Annotated in this window: 22 protein-coding genes; 6 read left to right on the top strand and 16 right to left on the bottom strand. The window is 41.0% G+C overall.

Features of this window, described 5'->3' with window-relative positions:
• Positions 1 to 244 precede the first annotated feature (244 nt).
• The gene (locus ACXAHI_RS19070) at positions 245 to 1,102 is read left to right on the top strand and encodes a MurR/RpiR family transcriptional regulator (RefSeq protein WP_474850544.1); all 858 of its coding nucleotides are present in this window, start codon (positions 245 to 247) and stop codon (positions 1,100 to 1,102) included.
• A 332-nt stretch (positions 1,103 to 1,434) separates the two neighbouring features.
• On the opposite strand, the gene ACXAHI_RS19065 is transcribed toward ACXAHI_RS19070, so the two are convergent.
• Positions 1,435 to 2,634, bottom strand: a complete 1,200-nt coding sequence (locus ACXAHI_RS19065; RefSeq protein ID WP_474850542.1) for a class I SAM-dependent rRNA methyltransferase — start codon at positions 2,632 to 2,634, stop codon at positions 1,435 to 1,437.
• A gap of 113 nt (positions 2,635 to 2,747) precedes the next feature.
• On the opposite strand from ACXAHI_RS19065, the gene ACXAHI_RS19060 reads away from it, so the two are divergent.
• Both ACXAHI_RS19060 and ACXAHI_RS19055 read left to right on the top strand, forming a co-directional pair.
• Positions 2,748 to 2,891 carry a hypothetical protein gene (locus tag ACXAHI_RS19060; RefSeq protein WP_474850540.1) on the top strand — a complete coding sequence of 48 codons (144 nt, stop codon included), beginning with the start codon at positions 2,748 to 2,750 and terminating at the stop codon, positions 2,889 to 2,891.
• A gap of 59 nt (positions 2,892 to 2,950) precedes the next feature.
• A complete protein-coding gene (locus ACXAHI_RS19055; protein ID WP_474850538.1) occupies positions 2,951 to 4,273 on the top strand; it encodes an MFS transporter in 1,323 nt (440 codons plus the stop codon).
• A 45-nt stretch (positions 4,274 to 4,318) separates the two neighbouring features.
• Here the strand turns inward: ACXAHI_RS19055 and ACXAHI_RS19050 are convergent, their stop codons facing one another.
• The gene (locus tag ACXAHI_RS19050; protein WP_474850536.1) at positions 4,319 to 5,239 is read right to left on the bottom strand and encodes an alpha/beta hydrolase; all 921 of its coding nucleotides are present in this window, start codon (positions 5,237 to 5,239) and stop codon (positions 4,319 to 4,321) included.
• A gap of 125 nt (positions 5,240 to 5,364) precedes the next feature.
• On the opposite strand from ACXAHI_RS19050, the gene ACXAHI_RS19045 reads away from it, so the two are divergent.
• Positions 5,365 to 6,255, top strand: coding sequence for an ArsR/SmtB family transcription factor (locus tag ACXAHI_RS19045; protein ID WP_474850534.1), 891 nt, complete (start codon positions 5,365 to 5,367; stop codon positions 6,253 to 6,255).
• A 70-nt stretch (positions 6,256 to 6,325) separates the two neighbouring features.
• Here ACXAHI_RS19045 and ACXAHI_RS19040 read toward each other — a convergent pair whose 3' ends face one another.
• Together ACXAHI_RS19040 and ACXAHI_RS19035 are read right to left on the bottom strand one after the other, a co-directional pair.
• Entirely contained in the window at positions 6,326 to 7,963 is a 1,638-nt protein-coding gene (locus ACXAHI_RS19040; protein WP_474850532.1) for a hypothetical protein, read from the bottom strand.
• The gene (locus ACXAHI_RS19035) at positions 7,960 to 8,754 is read right to left on the bottom strand and encodes an ABC transporter ATP-binding protein (protein WP_474850530.1); all 795 of its coding nucleotides are present in this window, start codon (positions 8,752 to 8,754) and stop codon (positions 7,960 to 7,962) included. The genes ACXAHI_RS19040 and ACXAHI_RS19035 overlap by 4 nt, the downstream gene beginning before the upstream one ends.
• Positions 8,755 to 8,897: 143 nt before the next feature.
• Between ACXAHI_RS19035 and ACXAHI_RS19030 the strand changes: the two genes are divergently transcribed.
• Complete coding sequence (locus ACXAHI_RS19030; RefSeq protein ID WP_474850528.1) at positions 8,898 to 10,349, top strand: phospholipase D family protein; 1,452 nt, start codon at positions 8,898 to 8,900, stop codon at positions 10,347 to 10,349.
• Between the two features lie 188 nt (positions 10,350 to 10,537).
• Here the strand turns inward: ACXAHI_RS19030 and ACXAHI_RS19025 are convergent, their stop codons facing one another.
• The 5 genes from ACXAHI_RS19025 to nagA are packed head-to-tail and all read right to left on the bottom strand — an operon-like array spanning position 10,538 to position 14,218.
• Positions 10,538 to 10,768, bottom strand: a complete 231-nt coding sequence (locus ACXAHI_RS19025) for an excisionase family DNA-binding protein (protein ID WP_474850526.1) — start codon at positions 10,766 to 10,768, stop codon at positions 10,538 to 10,540.
• Positions 10,769 to 10,804: 36 nt separating this feature from the next.
• Positions 10,805 to 11,539, bottom strand: a complete 735-nt coding sequence (locus tag ACXAHI_RS19020; protein ID WP_474850524.1) for an SIS domain-containing protein — start codon at positions 11,537 to 11,539, stop codon at positions 10,805 to 10,807.
• Positions 11,540 to 11,554: 15 nt separating this feature from the next.
• Positions 11,555 to 12,277 (bottom strand): GntR family transcriptional regulator, encoded by a 723-nt coding sequence (locus ACXAHI_RS19015; protein ID WP_474850522.1) that lies wholly within the window; start codon positions 12,275 to 12,277, stop codon positions 11,555 to 11,557.
• A 16-nt stretch (positions 12,278 to 12,293) separates the two neighbouring features.
• A complete protein-coding gene (nagB, locus tag ACXAHI_RS19010) occupies positions 12,294 to 13,028 on the bottom strand; it encodes a glucosamine-6-phosphate deaminase (protein WP_474850520.1) in 735 nt (244 codons plus the stop codon).
• Between the two features lie 20 nt (positions 13,029 to 13,048).
• Entirely contained in the window at positions 13,049 to 14,218 is a 1,170-nt protein-coding gene (gene nagA / locus ACXAHI_RS19005) for an N-acetylglucosamine-6-phosphate deacetylase (RefSeq protein ID WP_474850518.1), read from the bottom strand.
• 188 nt (positions 14,219 to 14,406) lie between these two features.
• Between nagA and nagE the strand changes: the two genes are divergently transcribed.
• Positions 14,407 to 15,768: an N-acetylglucosamine-specific PTS transporter subunit IIBC gene (nagE, locus tag ACXAHI_RS19000; protein WP_474850516.1), complete on the top strand. Its 1,362-nt coding sequence runs from the start codon at positions 14,407 to 14,409 to the stop codon at positions 15,766 to 15,768.
• Positions 15,769 to 16,007: 239 nt separating this feature from the next.
• Here nagE and ACXAHI_RS18995 read toward each other — a convergent pair whose 3' ends face one another.
• The 7 genes from ACXAHI_RS18995 to ACXAHI_RS18965 form a co-directional block, all read right to left on the bottom strand.
• A complete protein-coding gene (locus ACXAHI_RS18995) occupies positions 16,008 to 16,580 on the bottom strand; it encodes a hypothetical protein (RefSeq protein WP_474850514.1) in 573 nt (190 codons plus the stop codon).
• A gap of 9 nt (positions 16,581 to 16,589) precedes the next feature.
• Positions 16,590 to 17,777 (bottom strand): Alp7A family actin-like protein, encoded by a 1,188-nt coding sequence (locus tag ACXAHI_RS18990; protein ID WP_474850512.1) that lies wholly within the window; start codon positions 17,775 to 17,777, stop codon positions 16,590 to 16,592.
• Between the two features lie 382 nt (positions 17,778 to 18,159).
• Positions 18,160 to 19,674, bottom strand: a complete 1,515-nt coding sequence (locus ACXAHI_RS18985; protein ID WP_474850598.1) for a malate:quinone oxidoreductase — start codon at positions 19,672 to 19,674, stop codon at positions 18,160 to 18,162.
• 229 nt (positions 19,675 to 19,903) lie between these two features.
• The gene (rlmH, locus tag ACXAHI_RS18980; RefSeq protein WP_474850510.1) at positions 19,904 to 20,383 is read right to left on the bottom strand and encodes a 23S rRNA (pseudouridine(1915)-N(3))-methyltransferase RlmH; all 480 of its coding nucleotides are present in this window, start codon (positions 20,381 to 20,383) and stop codon (positions 19,904 to 19,906) included.
• A gap of 118 nt (positions 20,384 to 20,501) precedes the next feature.
• Positions 20,502 to 20,666: a CxxH/CxxC protein gene (locus ACXAHI_RS18975; RefSeq protein ID WP_270180564.1), complete on the bottom strand. Its 165-nt coding sequence runs from the start codon at positions 20,664 to 20,666 to the stop codon at positions 20,502 to 20,504.
• Positions 20,667 to 20,746: 80 nt separating this feature from the next.
• Positions 20,747 to 21,961, bottom strand: coding sequence for a S1C family serine protease (locus ACXAHI_RS18970; RefSeq protein WP_474814687.1), 1,215 nt, complete (start codon positions 21,959 to 21,961; stop codon positions 20,747 to 20,749).
• A gap of 72 nt (positions 21,962 to 22,033) precedes the next feature.
• A complete protein-coding gene (locus ACXAHI_RS18965) occupies positions 22,034 to 22,828 on the bottom strand; it encodes an MBL fold metallo-hydrolase (RefSeq protein WP_474850508.1) in 795 nt (264 codons plus the stop codon).
• Positions 22,829 to 22,840 lie beyond the last annotated feature (12 nt).

The following is a 22,840-nucleotide window of genomic DNA, read 5'->3' as shown; positions in this document are numbered from 1 at the left end:
TTCCTGTGTACTAACCTCTTCGATCGCTTCGTCAATAATAGCGACGTCAACAAGGAATCGCTTACATAAATGAGTAAAGTGTCAAAATTGGAAAGTTATGTACAATATGGAAAGAAAAAATATTTCCTACAAACGAATTATACAATAAATATTTTTTATTGCAACCGCTTCCAAGAAATCTATTTTCATTAATTATGTAATCGGTTACAATAAGGAGATAAGGTATCGTGAGAGGAGAATGTTAATGTCTAGCACTGAAACCCGTCACTGTCTTCCTAGAATTCGCTCATCCTACTCTCAGTTTAGTGAAAAGGAGCGGCAAGTAGCGGATTACATCTTAAATCACTCAAGCAAGATCATACATAACACGATTAATCAAGTTGCAGAGGACTTAGGAGTAGCTGATGCAACGGTTTTTCGGTTTTGCAAACGGATAGGCTTCAAAGGGTTTCAAGCGATGAAAATCGCGCTTGCAGCGGAAATCGTCAACCCGATTCAAGATATTCACGAAACGATCTCAGAAACCGATTCAAGAAAAGATATAGCAGAGAAAGTTCTTCGTTCAAATATTAGAACGCTCGAAGATACGCTGCATATTCTTGAGAACAGTACTATAGACAATGCTGTAGAAGCCCTTCTTAAAGCTGATCGGATCGAGTTTTATGGAAACGGCGGTTCAGGAATTATCGCTATGGATGCTCAGCATAAATTCATCCGGACAGGCTTAAGAACAGCTGCGTACAGTGACGCGCACTTGCAGATCATGAGTGCTTCTCAACTCACGGAAAGTGATCTTGCGATTCTCATTTCTCACTCTGGCACGAACAAAGACATGATTCGAGTAGCCGATATTGCAAATGAAAGTGGTGCTACCACCATTGCGATAACAAACCTTGCCACCTCCCCACTAAGTAAAAAAGCGGATATTTCACTATACACTGTTTCACAAGAAACAGAATTTCGCTCTGAAGCATTCGCATCAAGAATTGCTCAACTAAGTCTCGTAGACGCTCTCTACGTAAATGTCATGATCGCGAGAAAAGAGAAAGCGAAAGACTCTCTCCAGCGCATGAGAGAAGCAATTTCTACGAAAAGGCTATAAAAAAAACCCCGCATGATTGCGGGGTAATGAGAGGTTTAATAGCAAGAAAACGATTGCCTATGATTAATCTTCAAATTTAATGTCACTATGTTATTTGTTTAGCTGCATTAATTTGCTTTCGTTCATCTTAACCTTGTAATATCGATGATTGGAGCGGAAGGATGCTCGACTCCTGCGGGCTTAAGCGGGACAGGTGTGACCCCACAGGCGCGCGTTAAGAGCGCCGAGGAGGCACACCGCCCGCCCCGCGGAAAGCGAGCATCCTGGAGCGGAAATCCCACTTATTATGTCAAAAAAATTACCCCGCATAGAAGCGGGGTTTCTTGTCATCTTCAGCCTTTAATTTTCTCGATAAAGACGACTTTTAAATAATCTCCTTCTCGAAATTCTTTCGTTGTACGAAAATCTTCAGGAAGAGAATATTCCTCAAGCAGCCGATATTTTCCACCGGTTTCTTTAAACGCCTGATCAATAAACGTCTTAAACTTCCTCATATCATAACCACTATAATTGGTTGAAGCGACGATAATCCCCTTATCTTCTGTTATGGCGATCGTCTCTTTCAAAAGGTTCTTGTAATCCTTAGCTGCACTGAACGTATGTTTCTTTGAACGAGCAAAGCTGGGTGGATCGAGAATGACCATATCAAACTTAAGATTTTTCTTCACAGCGTACTTAAAGTACTTAAATACATCCATCACTAAAATATTTTCTGATTCATAATCGATGCCATTCAAACTAAACTGCTCGATCGTTTTATTTAAGCTTCGATTCGCAAGATCAACACTCGTCGTATGTGTCGCTCCACCTAACGAAGCGAAGACTGAAAATGCTCCAGTGTAAGAGAACGTGTTTAAAACCCGTTTTCCTTCAGCATATTTATCTCGAATGACTTTCCTGACAGGCCGCTGATCTAAGAACACACCGACCATTGCACCTTCATTTAGGTATACGGCAAAATCCACACCATTTTCTTTTACGACAAGTGGGAATTCACCGCGTTCACCCGCAACGAAATCATCGTCTTCAACATATTGCCCTTTTGAATCAAATCGTTTTTTCTCATAGATGCCTTTGAAATCTACGAGTTTCTTTAACGCATTCACAACATCATTTTTAAACGAGTAAGCACCTTCACTATACCAATTGATCAGGTAATAATCGTTAAAACGATCGATCGTAATACCTCCGAGTCCATCTCCTTCTCCATTCACAATACGAAAAGCAGTCGTATTTGGGTCTTCGAAGAACGGCTTTCTGTATTGAAGTGCTCGCTGTAGTTTGTTGACAAAAAATCCTTCATCAATGGACTCGTTCGCATCCTGGGTTAAGACCCATCCGAAACCCTTGTTCTGCCTTCCATAGTAGCCTTTTCCAATAAACGTTCCATCGGTATCTACTAGTTGTATTATCGTGCCTTCCGTTTTTAACTTCTCCGGGTTTACCAATGCTTCTTTAAAAATTAATGGGTATCCGTTTAGAAACTTTTTTCTGTGCTTCGGCTGAACCTGCACGCGCTCTTCGTTTCTCATCTTGTCATCCTATCTATTCTAGTTTTTCATTCTGACTGCATTATAACATGTTGAGATGTCACCACATAAATCCTTATGAACGTTCAAAAACTAAAGAAAAGGTGGTGGATACGATGAAAACGAAATCTGGAACGGATATCGAAGAAGTAAAGAAGCTGAATGCAAACTCTGGCCTAACGTATAATCAGGCAGAACTCGCAAAACGATTAGGGGCAAAAAAGAAGGATGACAACCCGGCAAATGGGACTCTGGTATAGAGAATGGTTTACAATAAGCTGGTGTTGTTTCATTAAAGCAGCACCAGGAGGTTTACAGCATGACGAATCATGAAAATGGCTATTTTCGTACGATCATCATACTAAGCGCAGCTGTATGGCTCGTTGTAATGAATACAACAATGTTCAACGTTGCGCTTCCAAACATCTTGAATGAATTTCAACTGAGCCCGGCTGACGGAGCCTGGATCGTTTCTGGTTATTCCATTATCCTGGCTGTCTCTACGATCACGTATACGAGGCTTTCAGATTACCTCCCGATACGGCGACTCCTCATAACAGGTATCGTTATTTTTGGTATCGGATCATTACTTGGTTTTTTCGCGGAAAGTTTTGCGCTATTACTTACATCAAGATTGTTACAGGCCACTGGCGCTTCAGCAATTCCTGGACTCTCGATGGTATTTGCAGGCAGGTTTATTCCACTGAAAAAAAGAGGACGAGCAATGGCATTCATCGCATCGGCATCTTCCCTCGGGTTCGGTCTAGGGCCTGTGATCGGTGGTATTATTACGGAATACCTGGATTGGAACTATTTATTTGTTGTTACGTTATTCGTACTTGTGCTGATCCCTGTTTTGTTTAAACGTCTTCCTGAAGAAGGAGTTAGCAAAGGATCGTTTGATTTTATTGGTGCAGTGCTAACAGGGTTGTCCGTTACTAGCTTTTTGTTGTTTATATCAACGTTTAACCTACTCTATTTAGTAGCTGGATTCGCTGCAATCGTGTTACTTGCACTTCGGATAACGAAAACAACCGTTCCTTTTATTCAGCCTGATCTATTTAAAAAGCAGGGGTATCGTCTTCTTCTTTATATGAGCTATTTGGGTTTCACGACACACTTTGCAATCTTACTCCTTATGCCCCTCATGTTACAGAACGTGTTTGGAAAAGGGCCTTCGATCATAGGTTATATTATTTTTCCAGGTGCTATGTTATCAGCTGTGGCAGCCGTTTATGTTGGAAAGATGCTCGATCGTTACGGCAACATGAAGGTGATTTATCTCGCACACCTTCTACTCTTAATCTCAACAGTCATCTTTTATTTCTTATCACCGATCAATCCATACATGACGATGTTTGGCTATATGTTTACAAGCTTTGGATTCTCAAGCTTATCGTCCAGCACAACGAACGAAGTCTCACGCATCCTGCCTTCGTCCCAAACCGCTACAGGCATTGGGATGAAACAACTCGTACAATTTGTTGGTAGTGCCTCAGGAGCAGTTCTTGGAGGTATCCTCCTTGAACTAAACGGATTAACTTACAGCGCGAGCTCATTTCAGCTAACGTACCTTTTTCTTCTCATCATTATGGTCCTATCCTTAGGCATGGCGTTTCTCTATGCTAAGAAACATGTTTAAATCAGTAACGAGGCCTTTCAACAATTGAAAGGCCTCGTATTCGATTTATTCTAGAACAAATCGAACAGCTTCTTCAAACACTTTTGGGAAGTCCTGAGGGAACGTATGACCCATTCCTTCCTTTACGATTAACTTGCATGGAACATCGTGCTCTCGAAGCAAAGAAACCGCTTTCAAAGCTGTTTCATAGAAAGGATCTTGATCCCCAGTGATCACGCAGCCTCGCACATTACGTTTATGATCGATTGCTAGTTTCTCTAATTTAGCTAAGTCTTCAAACGCTGGCACCACAGCGATGAAATACTCGAATTCTCCTTTTTCAAGAGCTAACTCTACTGCTCGACCGCCCCCTTGTGATGCACCAGAAAGAATAACTGGCTTTTGACCCCTTACGTGTTGATTTAAAAACTGAGAAGTCATTTCTTCTATATCTCTCTGTGTTTGCTTAGGATCATCCCACGAGAAACAGCCATAGCTAAACAGCTGAGAAGACTGAGGAAACGCAATATGATACTTGTTAAGTATTCGATCATCTCTCCATTCTAGCGAGAAGTCCTTTACGTTAGATCCTTTCCAATGCAGAGACATCACTGAAACTTCGGCATTTGGATTACCTTCAACATGTAAAAATGACTCAGCATCTTTAAGATTTTCACGGAAAAGTATTTCACATTGATCGATAATGCTCTTAAATCCTTCTGTTTCTTTTAATAAGTCCAGTTCAGGGTCAGTCTTTAAAATTTCTGGATTCCACCAAAAACCATTATCGATGGCACTCTGTAATTCGCCGATCGCTTCTTTGGTTTTTCCTTGTAGACAATAGACGTTGGCTTTCCAATGTCCTAAGCGGTCACGTTTTTCAGAAAACTGTGTTTTGGCCTCCTCCATAACCTCTAGTGACTGATCATAACGTTTGTTTTGAACGAGATCGATGACTTTCTTTTGACATTCTACAAAAGTTTGCATAAAACCCCTCCCCCATCAGTTAGTTCAATACTAATTGAACAAGTTAAATCGGTCAATATATTTGTAACTTTATATCTTAATGGTTATTACAATGGTAGAATAATAAGAAAACAGGAGGAGTTTTAATGGCCTTCGATGTAAAGATGCTCTATTCCCCTGCACATGAATTACTATTAAGTTTCTCGCTATATAAAAGGCAAACACAAATGAAATACTTGGCGCTAGGTGCTACATGGCCTCAAGAAGTAGATAACGTTATTACTTCATCTTTAAAAGAACGCATCGCTTCAAAAAAAGATCTCTACTTCGAAGATTTGTCAGTTCTATTTATTAAAGAGTGCACTAACGAGACCATTGAAGGGTTCTTCGAATGGTTGCAGTCGAGGACAGCTGGAGACATGTATGAGCTTCTTTCACCTTATGTTAGGAGCTCACTACCATCAAATCTCGAGATACAAAGAGATGAATTCATCTCACTACTAAAGGAGTGGAAAATTCAGTATTTTGATAAAATCGATCAGACCATTCTGGAAGATTTACGAAACGATGCATTACAGAAAAGTCATCTGCTCGAAACGTCGACACCAGCTAGGATGGTACAAAAAACAAGCCGATTCATAATCTCGAATGAACACGTTCTTTCCGTTTATTTAATTCCAGGTTCACACTTTTATCCGATGTCTCTCATCGATCAGTTTCAAGAGACAGTATTTATCACCTATCCAGTAGGAACAAAGGAAAGTGATCAAGCAGAACTTCTAAGGGTCACTAAAGCGTTGAGTGATGAAAGAAGGATTGCGATCCTTCGTTTTCTTTCCACTGGAATCTACACGTTCACGAATATTGTCTCGGAGATCGGGATGGCAAAGGGGAACATCCATCATCATCTCTCGATCTTACGAGCAGCCGGGCTTGTTGACATTCACATCACCGAAGATCCACACATATTCTTTTACGGCACAAATCCGGACATCACTTCAAATTTATCGTCCAAACTAGATACTCTGCTCAAATAGGATTGGTACAGTAGAAAAACCCGAATAATGGGGGCACTTTTTTATAAGTGTCCATTATTCGGGTTACAGTTCAACTAGAGGGGCTTCTCTTCAATCCATATTTCCAAATAAGCGGTGTAACGACTAGCGTAACTGCTAGATAAATCCAAACCCCGAACGGGATTAATGTTGCACCAAAGTGAATCAATCCGAATACAGGTATCAATAGCGTAAAGGGCAACGTCTTCCATCCATCGCTTTGACTCCAGCTCTCAAAAGGCTCAGAGAAAGGGAGCGTCCCTTTGATGATCTTAAAGCAAATAGCACTGTAGGTGAGCGTCACGAGCAGAACGATAAGAAGGTCAGGGAGAATACGAACACCGAATATTACCAAATAAATCACACTTACCGCGATGTACACAGGTAGAAACAAACGAACAATGAGTGCTTTTAGCGTACCTTTTATACTGTTTGTTAAATCAGTCACTGGCGAAACGTGATAAATCCATGCTCCTTTACTTTTACTAGAATACTGAAGCATAATGACAACACCCGGAATCATCATCAATGCGGCATAAATCGATAAATACGATCTACCGCTTCCTAACGCCTCGAATGAACCTGCGGCTGTATAATTATTGTAAAGAAAAACAAACGGAAAGATCATCGCAAAGCCAAGCGATGGATAGATCTTCAATTTTAACTCTCGTTCGTTCTTAAGCATTTTTTCAGCGAAATGATAAAAAGCATGCTCTTCCTTGCTTCGAGTAACAAAAGAAGCGATTCGTTTAAAGAGATCAAATCGCCCTCGCTTCGAAACCTTGGTCGTTTCATCCATTAGTTTCACAAGATTTTCTTCATATGCAGGAAGAATCTTCGTATAAGCAACAAACGAAAGGATCGGAACTAGAAGAGCAAGTGCTGTCAGTACATAATAATAAATTCCTGTTTCACCGTTCAGTACGATGGCGAACGGAGCACTGAACCATACCGGAGGCAGAAATACTGTCCACCATTCAGGTGTGAAGGTTGCCTCTAAATCTACGAACTCAAACGCACGTGCAACAACTTGATAACCAAGTACGATCGTAATCGACAAGCCGATCTGTACATAGTTGATCATATCTCTCAGCCGCTCTCCTCCAAAGAACTTTAAAATAAGGTAATAGAGCATAGCTGTTATCGCTACGATAAACAGATTACTAAGCAAGATTGTGAATACTAGTAACAAGCCAAATAATACACCATGTCGAATCGTACCGATAATGAGAGGAATGCTTATGATCGAAACGGTTACGAAGAATAAATAAATCGTAACGTGAACTGCTTTTGAAGCACTGATCGTTTTACTTGTAATTGGTCTTGTTCCAAGAATCGTTTGATCTCTCACATCGAGAAGGACAGAAGAAAAATCAGAGATCATCGTTGTCATGATTAAAAACATGAACACCCCGAGGATCAAACTCACTTGAAACATGTAGTTTTCACCAATAAACAAGATCGGAACAAGCGTCAAACCAATAAACGCATAAAACCAGAGTGATTTTAGGAACTGATTACTGTCACTTTTGCTTTTCCCCATGTTCTGACTCATCACGGTCGACGTTCGTCTGCCATCCATCGTAAGTTTAACTTGCAGAATACGCCGCATCGTACTGTAGTCGATGCCAGCTTTCTCAAAGAGTCCTTTGAACATATCTAACAGCTTCAACGAATTAAAGTTTTTCATCTCTTATCACGCTGTACGATTTGTACAAACTCCTCAGACAAATCCTTATATTCCTTAAACCCAGTCAGCTGGTTAAAAATTTCTTCTAATGAGCCTTCCTTATTCTGTTGTCTAAGTTCCTCGAAGCTTCCATCCGCAACGATCTTTCCCTCGTTAAGAAGCAAGATTCGGCTACTAATCTTCTCAACGACCTCCATAATATGTGAAGAATAGAAGATTGTTTTACCCTGTTCAGCTAGTTTTGCGAGAATTTCTTTGAAGATCATCACACTATTTGCATCGAGACCATTGATCGGCTCGTCCAGAAACAAGAGGTCAGGATCATGCAACAGACTCGAAATAAGCAGCACTTTTTGTTTCATACCCTTTGAATAGGATGAGATACGAGAATCAAAGACTTCTTCGAGATCAAATATGCCCATTAACTCTCTCGCTTTTGTCTCTGCCTGTTCAGCGTCCATTCCGTACAATTCTCCTGTAAACGAGAGGTATTCTCGAGCAGATAAATTATCATAAAGATCAGCCATTTCCGGTACATAGCCAATCCTATACTTGTACTCCACGTTATTCTGCTTTATATTCTCACCGAATATCTCTACCTCACCTGCATATGTTGCTTCAAGTCCAAGCATGATCTTTACTGTGGTGCTTTTCCCCGCACCGTTTGGTCCTATGTAACCAATAATCTGTCCCTCGTATACATCGAGGTCGATGTCATCTAAAACAAGTTTGTCACCGTACCTTTTTGTTAACCCTTTTAAAGAAAGAACTCTATCTGGTCTTTTATCCATAGCATATCCCCCGTTTCATTTACCTGTTACGATGTTCTACGTAATTTTCCATAAAAAGTTTCAGGTGTTTCCTCTTTAAAGAGGATTATAGCCTTGGTCTATAAGGGTATATGAAAGTAAATAATTTTGAGGAGATCGACGAAATGAAGTCATGGTACAAGAAAAAACGTTGGGTCGCATTAAGTATCTTTCTACTTATTTATAGTGGTGTGCTAGTCTATCACCGTTTCAAACCTCTTCCTGAAGGCATTTCATACGCCGGAGACGTTTACTCTTTACAAAGTGATGACGTTGAATTTCTATACGACTTAACGTACGACAAAGACGGAAAAGAAGTTTATGACCACTCTATCTTCGATGAAGTGAATAAAACGATTAGAGAAGCTGACGAGTTTCTCGTATTAGACCTTTTCCTTTTCAATGGATTCACGAATGAGAAAAGAGATTATCCTACGATCAGCGAGAACCTATCGAATTCGGTTATTGAAGTAATGGAAGAAAACCCTTCATTAAAAGTCGTTTTAATCAGCGATGAAATTAATACGACGTACAATTCTCACGAAGCTCCTCAAATCGATAAAATTAGAGAGATGGGGGCTGAAGTGGTTTATACGGATCTGAATCGTCTACGTGACCCTAACTTGTTTTATTCGGGATTATGGCGCATAACGTTATCATGGTTTGGTCAAAGTGGAACAGGCTGGATTCCTAACCCTCTAGCACCTACAGCACCAAAAGTAACGATGCGTTCCTATTTAGATTTATTCAACATTAAGGCAAACCATCGAAAAACAGTCATGACTGAAGATGAGGGTATCATCATGTCAGCTAACCCTCATGATGCGAGCGGATTTCATTCAAATATCGCTTTTCGCGTAAAAGGGCCCATACTGAATGATTTGATTCGTTCAGAAAAAGCGGTAGCTGCTTTTTCCGGGGGAGATTTATCAGAGTTTCCTAAACTTCCTGCAGTGAAGTCATCAGATAAGGAAAGCGACACAGACATCAAAGGTAGGATCGTCACAGAAAGTAAAATTCAAGATAGCGTAGTAACTGCGATCGACAACGCACAGGAAGGCGATGAAATTAACATCGGCATGTTTTATCTCGCCGATCGTGACATCATCGATGCGATCGTTGACGCAACTGAGCGGAAAGTAAACGTCCGTATGATCCTAGACCCTAACCAAAATGCATTCGGACACCAAAAGATGGGCTTGCCTAACCTCCCTATTACCGGTGAGCTTCATAAACAAGGAGACGACTATTTAACGATTCGATGGTATGACACAAATAAAGAACAGTTTCACACTAAGATGCTGTATGTAAAAGGGCAAGAAGAAAGTACGATCATTGGAGGATCAAGTAATTATACTTCGAGAAATCTAGACGACTACAATATGGAGACAAACATTCACTTTAGTGCCCCAAATGATTCTGAGCTAGTAAAGGAAGTCGATCGGTACTTTGAGCGAATGTGGGATAATGAGGACGGTGTCTATACAGTAGATTATTCTAAGTATCAAAATACATTGTCAGCATTTAAATACATCATGTATATTCTTCAAAAGCTGTTCCAGGTTACGACGTACTAATACACAAAAAACCCCGGGTTTACCGGGGTTTTTTACATACGCTTTGCTTTACTTTTATTTCTCATCTTTCTTACGATCGGATAGATGATCGGGCCGTATTTAATCGCTCGTTTGATTAACTTCTTCATAACGAATGCCTCCCTTTGTAAGAGTGCTATTCCCGAATTCAGCAATCATAAACCAATCGATCAATCCTCATCCTTAACATCTGGATCTTCTGGAAGTGGTTCGTTCATCTCTTCTTCCATTCTCTGTTTATATTTCTCTAGTTGTTCTAAGTGCGTATTGAACTGTTCTTTATAAATCAAATATTGTTCTCCATCATGAAGGACTCGAATACGTTTTTCTCGGATCAGCGTTTCGATGTACTCTTCAGGTAACGATAAATATTCCGCTGTTTCTTTTACTGAGAGATACAAAAAACTCTCCTCCACTTCCTTAAAGGATCACTATCATTATAGCATTGGTATCCTTTGTTTATAGATATCGATCAATTTCTTATTGTGTAAGTCGGTTCCGTCGATATTTCCGCTCTGAAACACAGGTGGTTCCACGCCTCGACGGATCAGCTGATCAATCACTTTGGTAACGATCCCATCTAGTAGCGCCATTCCAACTACAGAAGAAAGAGGGCCATATGAAAAGCTATTTTCTATAGAAAATGCAGAATCTCCAGGCTCAATATGATTATCAAGTACAAGGTCTGCAACGTCTTTTAAATACAGTCCCTCGTTATGGCGCGATGGCTCCTGTTCGCTCGCTGCCAATGAAGTCATCGCAATGACAAATGCGCCTTGTTGCGCACTTATAAGCGCCACATCGACTGGGACTGGGTTGCGTCCTGAGTTAGATACGACGATCACGACGTCTCCACTCCTGATATCGTGTTGATCCATGAAGGTCGCCGCATACCCGTTCATCCGTTCATACTCTGATGCTTTGCTGCCACCTTGATGTAGCATTAATTCTTCAACAAATATAGGACGAACTGCCGCAATTCCCCCAGCGCGATAAAACATCTCTTCTGCCATCATGTGTGAATGACCACAACCAAAAACATGAATGATATTACCAGATTCCACAACGTCAGTTAGGACGTTAGCAGCTTGATCTATGTTCCGTCGTTCCTGTTTTTCAATAAGATTCAACACTTTGGTTATTGCTGAAAAGTATTCTGAAAGCACAGCCATACCTCCTTTAAAAGGTTATCGCTTCATTGTAATCGTAAATTTATAGCGATCCGCCCTATAAGATGACTTCACCACTTCAAGCGGGGTGTCATCAGCAAGTTTCGTGTTTCTTTGGATAAGGAGGATTGGTGAACCCTTTTTTATTTTAAGGTACTGTGATTCCTGCTGTGTTGCGATAGATGACTCTAACACTTGTGTTGCTTCACCAATTTTGATTGAAAGCTGGTTCTCAATGTAATCATACAGTGACTGACTAACCGTATCTTCTGTTATCCCCTTTACAAGGTTTGCAGAAATAAAAGTAGTCTCTAGCGCCATCGGAATTCCGTCAGCTAGCCTCACACGTTTTATCTCATACACTGGAGCATGCTCCTGGATGTTCAATTGCTCAGAAATAGAGGCTGGTGACGATACGATTTCGAAGCTGATCAGCTTGCTACTCGGGACCATTCCTCTACTCTGCATATCTTCTGTGAAGCTGGTCAGCCCTAAAAGCTGCTGTTCGATCTTCTTCTCAGCTACAAAGGTACCGACCCCTTTTTGACGAAAAAGGTAGCCTGAATTCACGAGCTCTGTGATTGCCTGCCTCACAGTCATTCTGCTGATTTTAAATCTTTCTGCATATTCTCTTTCAGAAGGGAGAGAATCACCTGGCTTAAGCTCTCCCTTGTCAATCATCCCTTTAATCAGTTCTACAAGCTGATAATATATTGGTAAAGGGGATGTTTTATCTATCATCAATACGATTCTCCTTTCAGCCGTGTGGAACGTCTGACAACGCTTTTTGATCGGCAATTATTGTAACGTTTTGGTGCGTTGTTAAAATAGAAGCAGGAAATTCTTCTCCAACGTTCCCATGAAGCAACTGTCGAAGTGCGTGAGCCTTTTCTTCTCCTGATACTAGCAATAGAATTTCTTTACTCTTCATAATCGTTGAGATTCCCATCGTAATCGCTTCTCTTGGGACTTCATCAATACCATTAAAAAACCTCGCATTTGCTTCACGCGTAGAGTGAGCAAGTTCTACGACATGAGTTCTTGTATGAAACGATGTCCCAGGTTCATTGAATCCGATATGGCCATTGCTCCCTAAACCTAGAAGCTGAACATCGATTCCCCCTGATTCCTCAATCAACCTTTCATATTTCAAACATTCGCTTGTTATATCCGAAGCAACACCGTTAGGCAGATGCCTTTGTTTAGCAGGAATATCGATCTTATTAAATAGATGGGTTTTCATAAATTGATGATAACTATTTGGGTGGTCCGCAGGTAACCCAACATACTCATCTAAATTAAACGTGCTCACGCGGCTGTAAGAGGTGTGGTTTTTGTAATAATCTTCTATCATTCTTTGATACGTGCCTCTCGGTGTACCGCCTGTAGCCAACCCAAGCGTGACCTCTGGGTTTTCTTTTACCCTTTCAATAAAGAAGTCAGCTGCGAGATGACTAAGTTCCTGATAATCAGTTGCTTTTATGATTCTCATACTGCCCCTCCTTATGTTGACTATGAACGTACACCTTTACAGAACGTCGCATAAATTTCTCCTTCTTCATCAAGAAGGATGAGGTCTGCATCTTTTCCTACTGCGATACTTCCTTTACGATCAAAGACACCTAATTGGCGTGCTGGGTTTTCAGCTGCCATCTTGATCGCACTTTGAAGAGAGCAGCCCGTAAAGGTTTGAATGTTCTTCAAAGCTTGATTCATTTTTAATACACTTCCAGCAAGCGTGCCGTTTTCCAACAATGCCTTCCCATCCTCTACGGAAACGTCCTGACCACCTAGGTCATAGCTTCCATTCTTCAAGCATTTCGCTCGCATGGAATCTGTGATCAATACGATTCCCTCATCGTTTTTTTGGCGATAAGCCAAATCGATCATTTCAGGCCGCACGTGATGCCCATCCGCAATGATCTCTGCTTTCAGTTCTGAAAATAGCAAAGCAGCGCCGGCAACGCCAGGCTCTCGATGGTGAAGTCCTCTCATTCCATTGTAGAGATGTGTTACATGAGTTGCACCATTTTTAATCGCTTCTTGAACATCCTCGTACGTTGCATCAGAGTGACCGATTGAAGCAACGATCCCTTGCTTTGACAAGTAACGTACAAGTTCCATTCCACTGCCTATCTCAGGTGCTAACGTCACGAGCTTTATTGTGCCTTGCGCCAATTCGTTCCATCTCTTAAATACAGAGATATCCGGCTTCTGAATCGCTTCAGAAGGCTGCGCTCCTGCGCGAATGTGATTAATGAACGGTCCCTCTAAATGAACGCCTATAATCTCTGCGTGTCCAGGAGATTGCTTATTTAGTATATAATCTCCTACATTTGATAACGCTGTCTCGATTGCAAGATCATCGTTCGTGATCGTAGTAGCAAGGAAGCTTGTCGTTCCTTCAGAAGGAAGTGTTCTCGCGATCGTTTCAATTGCTTCAGGAGTAGCGTCCATTGTATCTGCTCCATTGGCTCCATGAATGTGAACATCGATCATTCCTGGCAATAAACTATGGTTTTTCGGGGACTGATAGACCGGTTCGTCAGGGCTTGTCTCAAGGGAGTTAGAATGCCCGATCGCCACGATCTTTCCATTTCTAACTTTGAGATAACCATTCTGAATCGTTTCATCTTCAGCATATATTTTCACACGATTTATAACAAAGCTATCTCCATTCATACGATCAAACTCCTTGTTTGGACTTGTTATATAAATTTTACCACCATAAAGTACAGTTGTCTATACCAGATAAAGCGTCTCATAATAATTTAAGTCTAAATTGGTATAGACAACTATATTTAAATGTTGTTATGATTGTTTTAGAGTTAAAACGTTTTCAATACGACTAAAAGGAGGTAGAAGTTGTTATGTTAGGAGCTTTACAAAGAATAGGTAAATCATTGATGCTGCCGATCGCTGTATTACCAGCGGCTGCTCTATTGCTTCGTTTAGGACAGGATGACCTGTTGGGAATTCCGTTCGTAGCGGCTGCCGGGGGAGCTATTTTCGATAATCTTGCACTTATTTTCGCTATTGGAGTCGCAATCGGATTTTCAAAGGATGGAAGCGGTGCTGCCGGACTATCAGGTGCCATCGGTTACCTCGTCCTTACTCAAGGAACACAATCCATCGATGAAGATATCGAAATGGCTGTACTCGGAGGGATTATGTCTGGGCTTATCGCCGGCTTATTGTATAATCGGTTTCATAATATTAAATTACCGAGCTGGCTTGGCTTCTTCGGTGGCAGACGTTTCGTCCCGATCATTACAGCAGCAACAATGGTCATTCTCGCAGGCATATTTGGATTTATATGGCCGCCGATCCAGGATGGCATCAACGCACTTGGACAATGGATAATAGACGCAGGTGCTCTTGGAGTAGGGGTATTCGGATTCTTAAATCGACTCTTGATTCCATTTGGATTACACCACGTACTAAACAGTCTTGTTTGGTTTGTATTCGGTGAATACAATGGCGCAACGGGAGACCTGAACCGTTTCTTTGCAGGAGATCCATCAGCCGGTATCTTCATGACGGGCTTCTTCCCGATTATGATGTTTGGCTTACCAGCAGCATGTCTAGCCATGATCGCAACTGCAAAAAGGGAGAGAAGAGCAGAGGTAAGTGGTATGCTTATAGGGATCGCTTTCGCATCATTTCTTACTGGTATCACGGAACCGATCGAATTTGCATTTATGTTCTTGTCACCATTCCTTTACGTCATTCACGCGCTTCTAACGGCAAGTTCCATGGTGCTTGCATATGTACTTGATATCCATCACGGATTTGGATTCTCGGCCGGAGCGATCGATTACTTTCTTAACTATGGATTAGCTCAAAAGCCACTACTGCTGCTTGGTGTCGGAATAGGCTATGGTATCTTGTACTTCATCATCTTCTTTTTCCTTATTCGAGCATTTAATCTTAAAACCCCTGGACGGGAAGATGACGATATGATTGCACAGGATGATACTCCAGCTGAAGGTGATAAATACGATCTTATGGCTGGTCACTTTGTAAGAAGTATCGGTGGAATTGATAACATCTCATCGATCGATAACTGTACAACACGACTCAGGTTACAAATTAAAGATGCTTCACTAGTGAACGAAGCAGAGTTGAAGAAACACGGAGCAAGAGGTGTGGTGAAAGTGGATAGCCGCAACCTGCAGATCATCGTTGGTACGGACGTTGAGTTCGTTGCTGACGCTATGCGAAAGCTTTAAGACTATTGCCCGGAAAATATAACGTAAAGAAGCAGGAGAGATCTCCTGCTTCTTTACTGTCGAGAAACCTTATTAACCTTGGTGCTGATGGATTTCCGCTCCAGTGAGAAAGTTCCGCTTGGACGAAAGATCAAATTCATATTCCTATGCATAGGCAAGTTGTATTCATTCTCCTAAGGCATATGGACCACACAGGTTTATCACCAAACTGAAAAGAGGCAGAAATCTCTCCTGCCTCTTTATTTATTCATTTTGTCTAAGAAACCTCCAAGCAGATCTTCATCACTCTCAGGTTCTTCCTCGACTGATGAACTTTGCTCTTGTTTTGCATGCTCCCAGTCGAAATTCATTAGATCATCATCGTTCCGTGTAACTTCTGACTCAGATTGACCTTCTTCAACACGTTCTTGTGTAGATGCGGCTTGAGAGCCGTTCTCCTGCCAGTAAAGGGCTTCTTCAATATCTAGAGAACTACTTGTAAACGTGGCTAATACCGATGCTGCACGAAGAGGATCTGATAAAATCTGATAAACAATATTGCCTAGAAGTGCCTCAGAGTGTTCATGCTTTAACCAATCCCGCTGGGCTTTACTCAAACTTTTTGGTAGAGGAACTGTAATGGCCTCTTTATCTCGCTTAATCGTTTGAGTGACACCTTCAAGGACATACTCTGCAATCCGACTTGAGAAATTTCTCTTCTCTTCTTCTTTTAATTTCTGCAATTGTTTCAGAATGTGATCAGGTGTGTCAGAAGGCAGCCGAAACGTGATGGCCTGCCCCCTCTGAATCCCTGTCATCCCCACCTTTTTCATCAAATCACCCTAGTTCTTGACCTTGTGCTTTTCTTCCTTTTTCTCTTTTGAAGACTCTTTTTTAAGCTTTCGATTGTAGTCTGAAATCAACTTATAGTAAGCATTAGACATCATCCAAATGCTTTCTCTTTCATCTTCAAAGAAGTCGATATTATAGCCGTCCAGGTTGTTGTTTAATGTCTTAAGGTAATCTTTAAGGACGATCGAGCCACCACCTACAAAGTAGCAAATTTCAGTTTGAGAATTCTTTTGCCACACATTACGAAGATGACGGTACTGTTTCTTCGCAAGTTCAAGAAGAATACGGTCTGTAATATCGTGAACGCTTGTGCGACTGCCTCGAACCATGATGTGATTACGATCATTTTTCTTGGTGATAATATCGACTACATCGCGTCTGCTGTCTAGCTCAACGCCGTGTTTAGAACGGATTTCTTCACGAATCAATTCTAGCGATTCCGCTACTCCGATGTTAAAACCTTGTGCTTTGTCATCATCAACGTTTCTATTCTTGATAACTGCGATATCAGTAGATAGGCCACCAATATCTTGAATAAGAATACGCTTATCGATTAGGTCCTTATTTATGATGTTTAGGTCGTTATCCATTACTAGATTGATATAAGCAGCAAAGCCTTCAGGATAAACTTTTACTTCATCAAACTTAATATTAACCTTCTTACCTTGGTGCTTAGGCGTTACTAAGAACTCTACCTGGTGCACAGATCCTAGTAGTCTTGAGCGATAACCTACATCTTTACCTTCCTTCACTTCACGAAGTGGAAGTCCAGTACCGAGTGTATAATTCGCATCGATTACGCCATTCTGATTCTTGAAGTTTGCCGTGTTCTTCTCATCTACTGCATCCAACGCAAGTGATGCAAAAAGCATGATTAACGTTTGGTCTTCTTCTGATTTAGCGCTACCTGGATCAAGCTCTGTAGGATTATCACTAGTTGTCGCAAGGTTTCCTACTCGGTAAATCGCATTGTTATCTTGAAGAGCAGGGGAGTGCACTCTGATGTGGATTCCATCAAGAGGATCCTTCGTATCAAGTTCTTCAATACCGATTACAGGACGATCTTCAATATCTCTTGCTATCACGTTTGGTATGTATAAGTCGGATTCAAGTTTTCCATAAATTCCTTTTAGAGAATCATTACCAACATCAACTGCTGCAATTCTCGAATTACTCATAAATCGATCCACCCTTTCAAATTTAAATGAATCTAGTATTTCTACTATTAAGTTAAAAGTTATAGAAGATTTCGTCTTTCGTCAATGAGTCATTCTATCTAGTTTACAATTATGTATACATGTGTACAAATTATGTATACATGTATACATATTATGTTTACTTGTTTACAAACCCGTACACATGCCGCCAATAAGCCATGTATACAATAAAGTAAACAAGCACACATTTTACGTATACTTGTAAACAGAATTGCAAACAAGTACACACTTTTGTATACTTTTATTTTTTTCATTGCAAGTCTCCCCTCTACTCTATCCATGCAACCTTTGTGTAAGGGCAAATAAAAAGCCAGGCGATTAAAATCCGCCTGGCTAAAATTTATTAGCTATAAACGACTTCCTGTTGATACAAACCGAGTGTGTTAGCAGTTAAAGTATGAATTTCTCTAAAAAGTTCAGGGTTTTCAGCTAACGACTGGCCGTAGGAAGGGATCATTTCTTTAATTTTAGGCTCCCAATCTGCCAAATATTGAGGGAAACAACGTTCAAAAAGCTCAAGCATCACATGAACAGCTGTAGAAGCACCCGGAGAAGCACCAAGTAAAGCAGCGATCGAGCCATCAGAAGCATTTACAATCTCAGTGCCGAATTGAAGCGTGCCCTTGCCACCAGTTTTCGTATCTTTGATAACCTGCACACGCTGACCTGCTACAACAATTTCCCAGTCTTCAGATTTAGCATCTGGAATAAATTCACGTATCTCTTCCATGCGCTGCTCGTGAGACTGCATCACTTGTTGAATCAAATATTTTGTAAGTCCCATCTCTTTCATTCCTGCCGCCATCATCGTTAACACGTTGTTTGGTTTAACAGAGCTGATCAGATCAAGATTCGAACCGCCTTTTAAGAATTTTGGCGAGAAACCAGCAAATGGGCCGAATAGCAAGCTTTTCTTATTGTCGATATACCTCGTATCTAGGTGAGGAACAGACATTGGAGGGGCTCCTACTTTCGCTTTACCGTATACTTTCCCATGGTGCTGCTCAATTACCTCTGGGTTTTTACACACCATAAAGAGTCCACTTACAGGAAACCCGCCGATATGCTTCGATTCAGGGATACCCGTCTTCTGTAATAGATGAAGACTTCCCCCTCCACCTCCAATGAAAACGAAGTCAGCGGAATGGTATTCCAAGTTATCGTTTTCCATATCTTGGACCTTAACTTCCCATTGTCCATCTTTCTTACGCTTAATATGTTCTACACTATGATTATAATTGATGGCAACGTTTTTACTTTCTAAATTCTTAAATAGTAAACGCGTTAGCGCACCAAAATTAACGTCTGTTCCAGAGTCGATTTTCGTCGCTGCAATAGGTTCCGTTGATGAGCGTCCGTTCATAATAAGTGGCATCCACTCTTTAAGCTTCTCAGGATCATCTGAAAACTCCATACCTTGAAACAAAGGCTTTTCTGACAACGCTTCCATCCGCTTTTTCAAGAATGCCACATTCGCCTCACCATGTACGAGACTCATATGGGGAATAGGCATGATAAAATCTTGGGGATTATCGATCAAGCCTCTGTTTACGAGATGAGACCAATACTGTCTTGATAACTGAAACTGCTCGTTTACTTTAACAGCTTTACTAATGTCGATCGATCCATCAGCTTTTTCAGAAGTATAGTTGAGCTCACAAAGCGCAGCGTGGCCTGTCCCAGCGTTATTCCACTCATTAGAGCTTTCCTCTCCTGCACGGCTTAGCTTTTCAAATACTTTTATGTTCCAATTCGGTGCTAACTCTTTCAGTAATGATCCCAAAGTGGCACTCATGACACCAGCACCAATTAAGATAACGTCTTTTTTGTGATTGTTACTCATGATATCCTTCCTTATCTCTAATAGTAATAAAGAGTATGCGCACAAGCTTCATCAAAGCAAGGCGTCACTTTGGCACTTTCTTTTTCTATCTCCATTATAACCATTTTATAGATTTATTTCACAATTGTAAAAAATATCTATGAGCTGCAATTCTAATGGAAAGGGAACAGCTAATCATAGGGAGGGGTTTTGCAGTAAAATAAAAGCGTTCCTCCTATTAGAGAAACGCTTTAGTAGACTTTCATTACTTATGATACGGTTCACCACGGTTAATCTTGAACGCGCGGTAGATTTGCTCGACGAGAACAAGCCTCATAAGCTGATGAGGGAACGTCATCTTAGAAAAGGATAGTGTATCATTCGCTCTTGTCATAACGTCCTCACTCAAGCCTAGAGAGCCTCCTATGACGAACGCTACTTTACTTTTACCATATGTGGCGAGCTGATCCAGGTCTTTCGCCAGTTTTTCAGAGGTTTTCATGTTTCCTTGAATCGCTAATGCGATCACGTGAGCGTCTGGAGAGATTTTCGATAGAATTCTGTTCCCTTCAGCTTGTTTAACCTGTTCCATTTCAACTTCACTAAGATTCTCAGGTGCTTTTTCATCTGGGACCTCGATCACTTCTACTTTTGCATAAGGTCCAAGTCGTTTCGTATACTCAGCAATTCCTTGTTTAAGGTATTTTTCTTTTAATTTTCCTACCGTCACGATGCTGATATTCAAACCGATCATTCTCCTCCCACAGTCGTTCTATATACAGTACATCCACAATTAATAAACATGTTATCAACAGAACTTATCCACATATACACATTTTCTATCCACATATCGTGACCGAATATTAGTTCGACACCATATATACGGCAGGTTTACTGCAATATTTACATGTTGTGGACAAGTTCCCATCATTCTTTTCAAGCTTTTCTAAAACAGGAAACTGCTCCGTTTCATCTACAGTCACATCTAAAGCAAGCTCTACATGCTCTTCACAACAATGAATCTTCATTTAAGCCATCCTTTCTAGTTATCCACTGTGCATAACTCAAACAGTAAAACAGGAGAGTTTCCTCTCCTGTTAATAAGTGATTATGAGGTTTGTTGTTCAGATAACGTTACCTTTACATTCTGCTTTTTTCCTTCACGATAAATAGTCATCGTTACTGAATCCCCGATTTCTTTTTTGGAATAAAGAAACTTCCGTAAGTCTATTGAGTTCTTGATCGTTTCTCCGTCTATCGCAGTAATCACATCTAACTCTTTAAGTCCAGCCTGATATGCTGCTGACGTTGGAAATACACTCATGATGACAACACCGTAATCGATATCCATTGGAAGCTTTAACGATTCACTCCAATGGTAAGTTGGTATTTCAGATAGAGATTTCGTTCCAACTCCTATTTGAGGTCTTCTGACTTCACCATAAGTCTCTAAGTCGTTAATGATTGGTTCTGCGATATTGATAGGGATCGCAAACCCAATTCCTTCTACACTCGACCTCGCAATTTTCATCGAGTTGATACCGATCAACTGGCCAGAAATGTTAATTAAAGCTCCTCCACTATTCCCTGGATTGATAGAGGCATCTGTTTGAATAACATCAGCATTCCAATCGATCGTTCCGTTTTGGTCTGTATCGACCGGAAATGAGCGTTCAGGATTACTTACGATGCCTTGTGTGACAGTTCCTTCAAGGAAGCCGAGTGGATTACCGATTGCAACCGCTGGCTCTCCTGGCTTTAATTTATCTGAATCTCCAAAATCAGCTACCATCGTTACGTTAGCAGAAGGAATTTTTAATACTGCAAGATCCATTAATGGGTCGGTACCAACAAGCTCAGCAGCAACTCGTTGCTCTGCGCTTAAACTAACTTCGATCTGACTTGCACCTTGAACAACGTGATTGTTTGTAACGACAAATGCAGTATCGCCCTGTTTCTTGTAGATAACGCCAGAACCTGCTCCAGCTTCACCGTAATCTTCAGCCCAGAAATCTGTTTTTTGAAGGTTAATGACCCCTACAACCGCTTCGTTGACCTTCTCAACCGCAGTCGTAATATCATTCGTTACATCTACACTGATACTCTTAGTTATCGGATCTTGGTCAAGCTGACCGTTCGATTCCTCTTCAGGTGCGGGAGATGTTACTTCTGGTAATACGCCAAGCCCAGACAAGGCTGGAACCGTAAAAAGGATGATCAATGCACCTAAAATAGCACCAAGAAATCCAGCAACAAGTGCACCACCACGGTTTCCTTTTTGTTTGGTGGTCCGGTTATAATCCTCACCATCATAAAAGCCCAATTTTTTCACCTTTCCTTTCCTATCAAAAAAGGTGGACCTAATTGAGACTATCCATCCAACCTTGAACAGACATCATACTTTTGTTAGAAGCGTAGGGGTTGTAGGATCTGTATCATAGAGATCGAACTGTTCACCTACAGCAAAACCATTTTGTTCAAGAGACTGTTGAACTGACAATCTTGCCAGGTCCTTCATGTTATTATCTTTACTTAAATGGGCTAAATAAATACGCTTCGTTTTATCACCGATGATATCTGCGAGGGCTGCTGCTGCATCTTCATTCGAGACGTGTCCCATATCTCCAAGAATTCGTCTTTTGACGTTCCAGGGATACCTTCCCATCATCAACATATTGATGTCATGATTTGCTTCAAAGATAAGCATATCCGAATCCTGAATCGTCCCCTTGATCCGTTCACTAACATAGCCAAGGTCGGTTGCTAGACTCAGTTTCTTCCCTTCATGATGAAACACGTAAAACATGGGCTCAGCCGCATCGTGAGAAACACCGAATGATTCTACATCTAAGTCGTGAAATGTTTTAACAGTCTCCATATCAAAATGGAACTTCTGGTCGAGAGGAATTTCACCGATCGACCGCTCCATCGCATTCCACGTTTTTTCATTTGCATAGATCGGTAGTTTGTAACGACGAGCAAAGATCCCTAGACCTTTAATATGGTCACTATGTTCATGAGTTACGAGCAAACCATCTATTTCTTTAGGATCGATGTGAGCTTTGGCGAGTAACTCTTCAAGCTTCTTCCCGCTCAACCCTGCATCTACCAAAAACTTTTGTTTCTCTGTACCGACAAATAGTGCATTCCCAGTACTACCACTTGCAAGCACGCTAAATTTAAGAGACATATTCCATTCCTC

The organism is Anaerobacillus sp. ABD4_527 (genome assembly GCF_056160805.1).
This window is presented reverse-complemented; position numbering and strand designations above follow the sequence as displayed.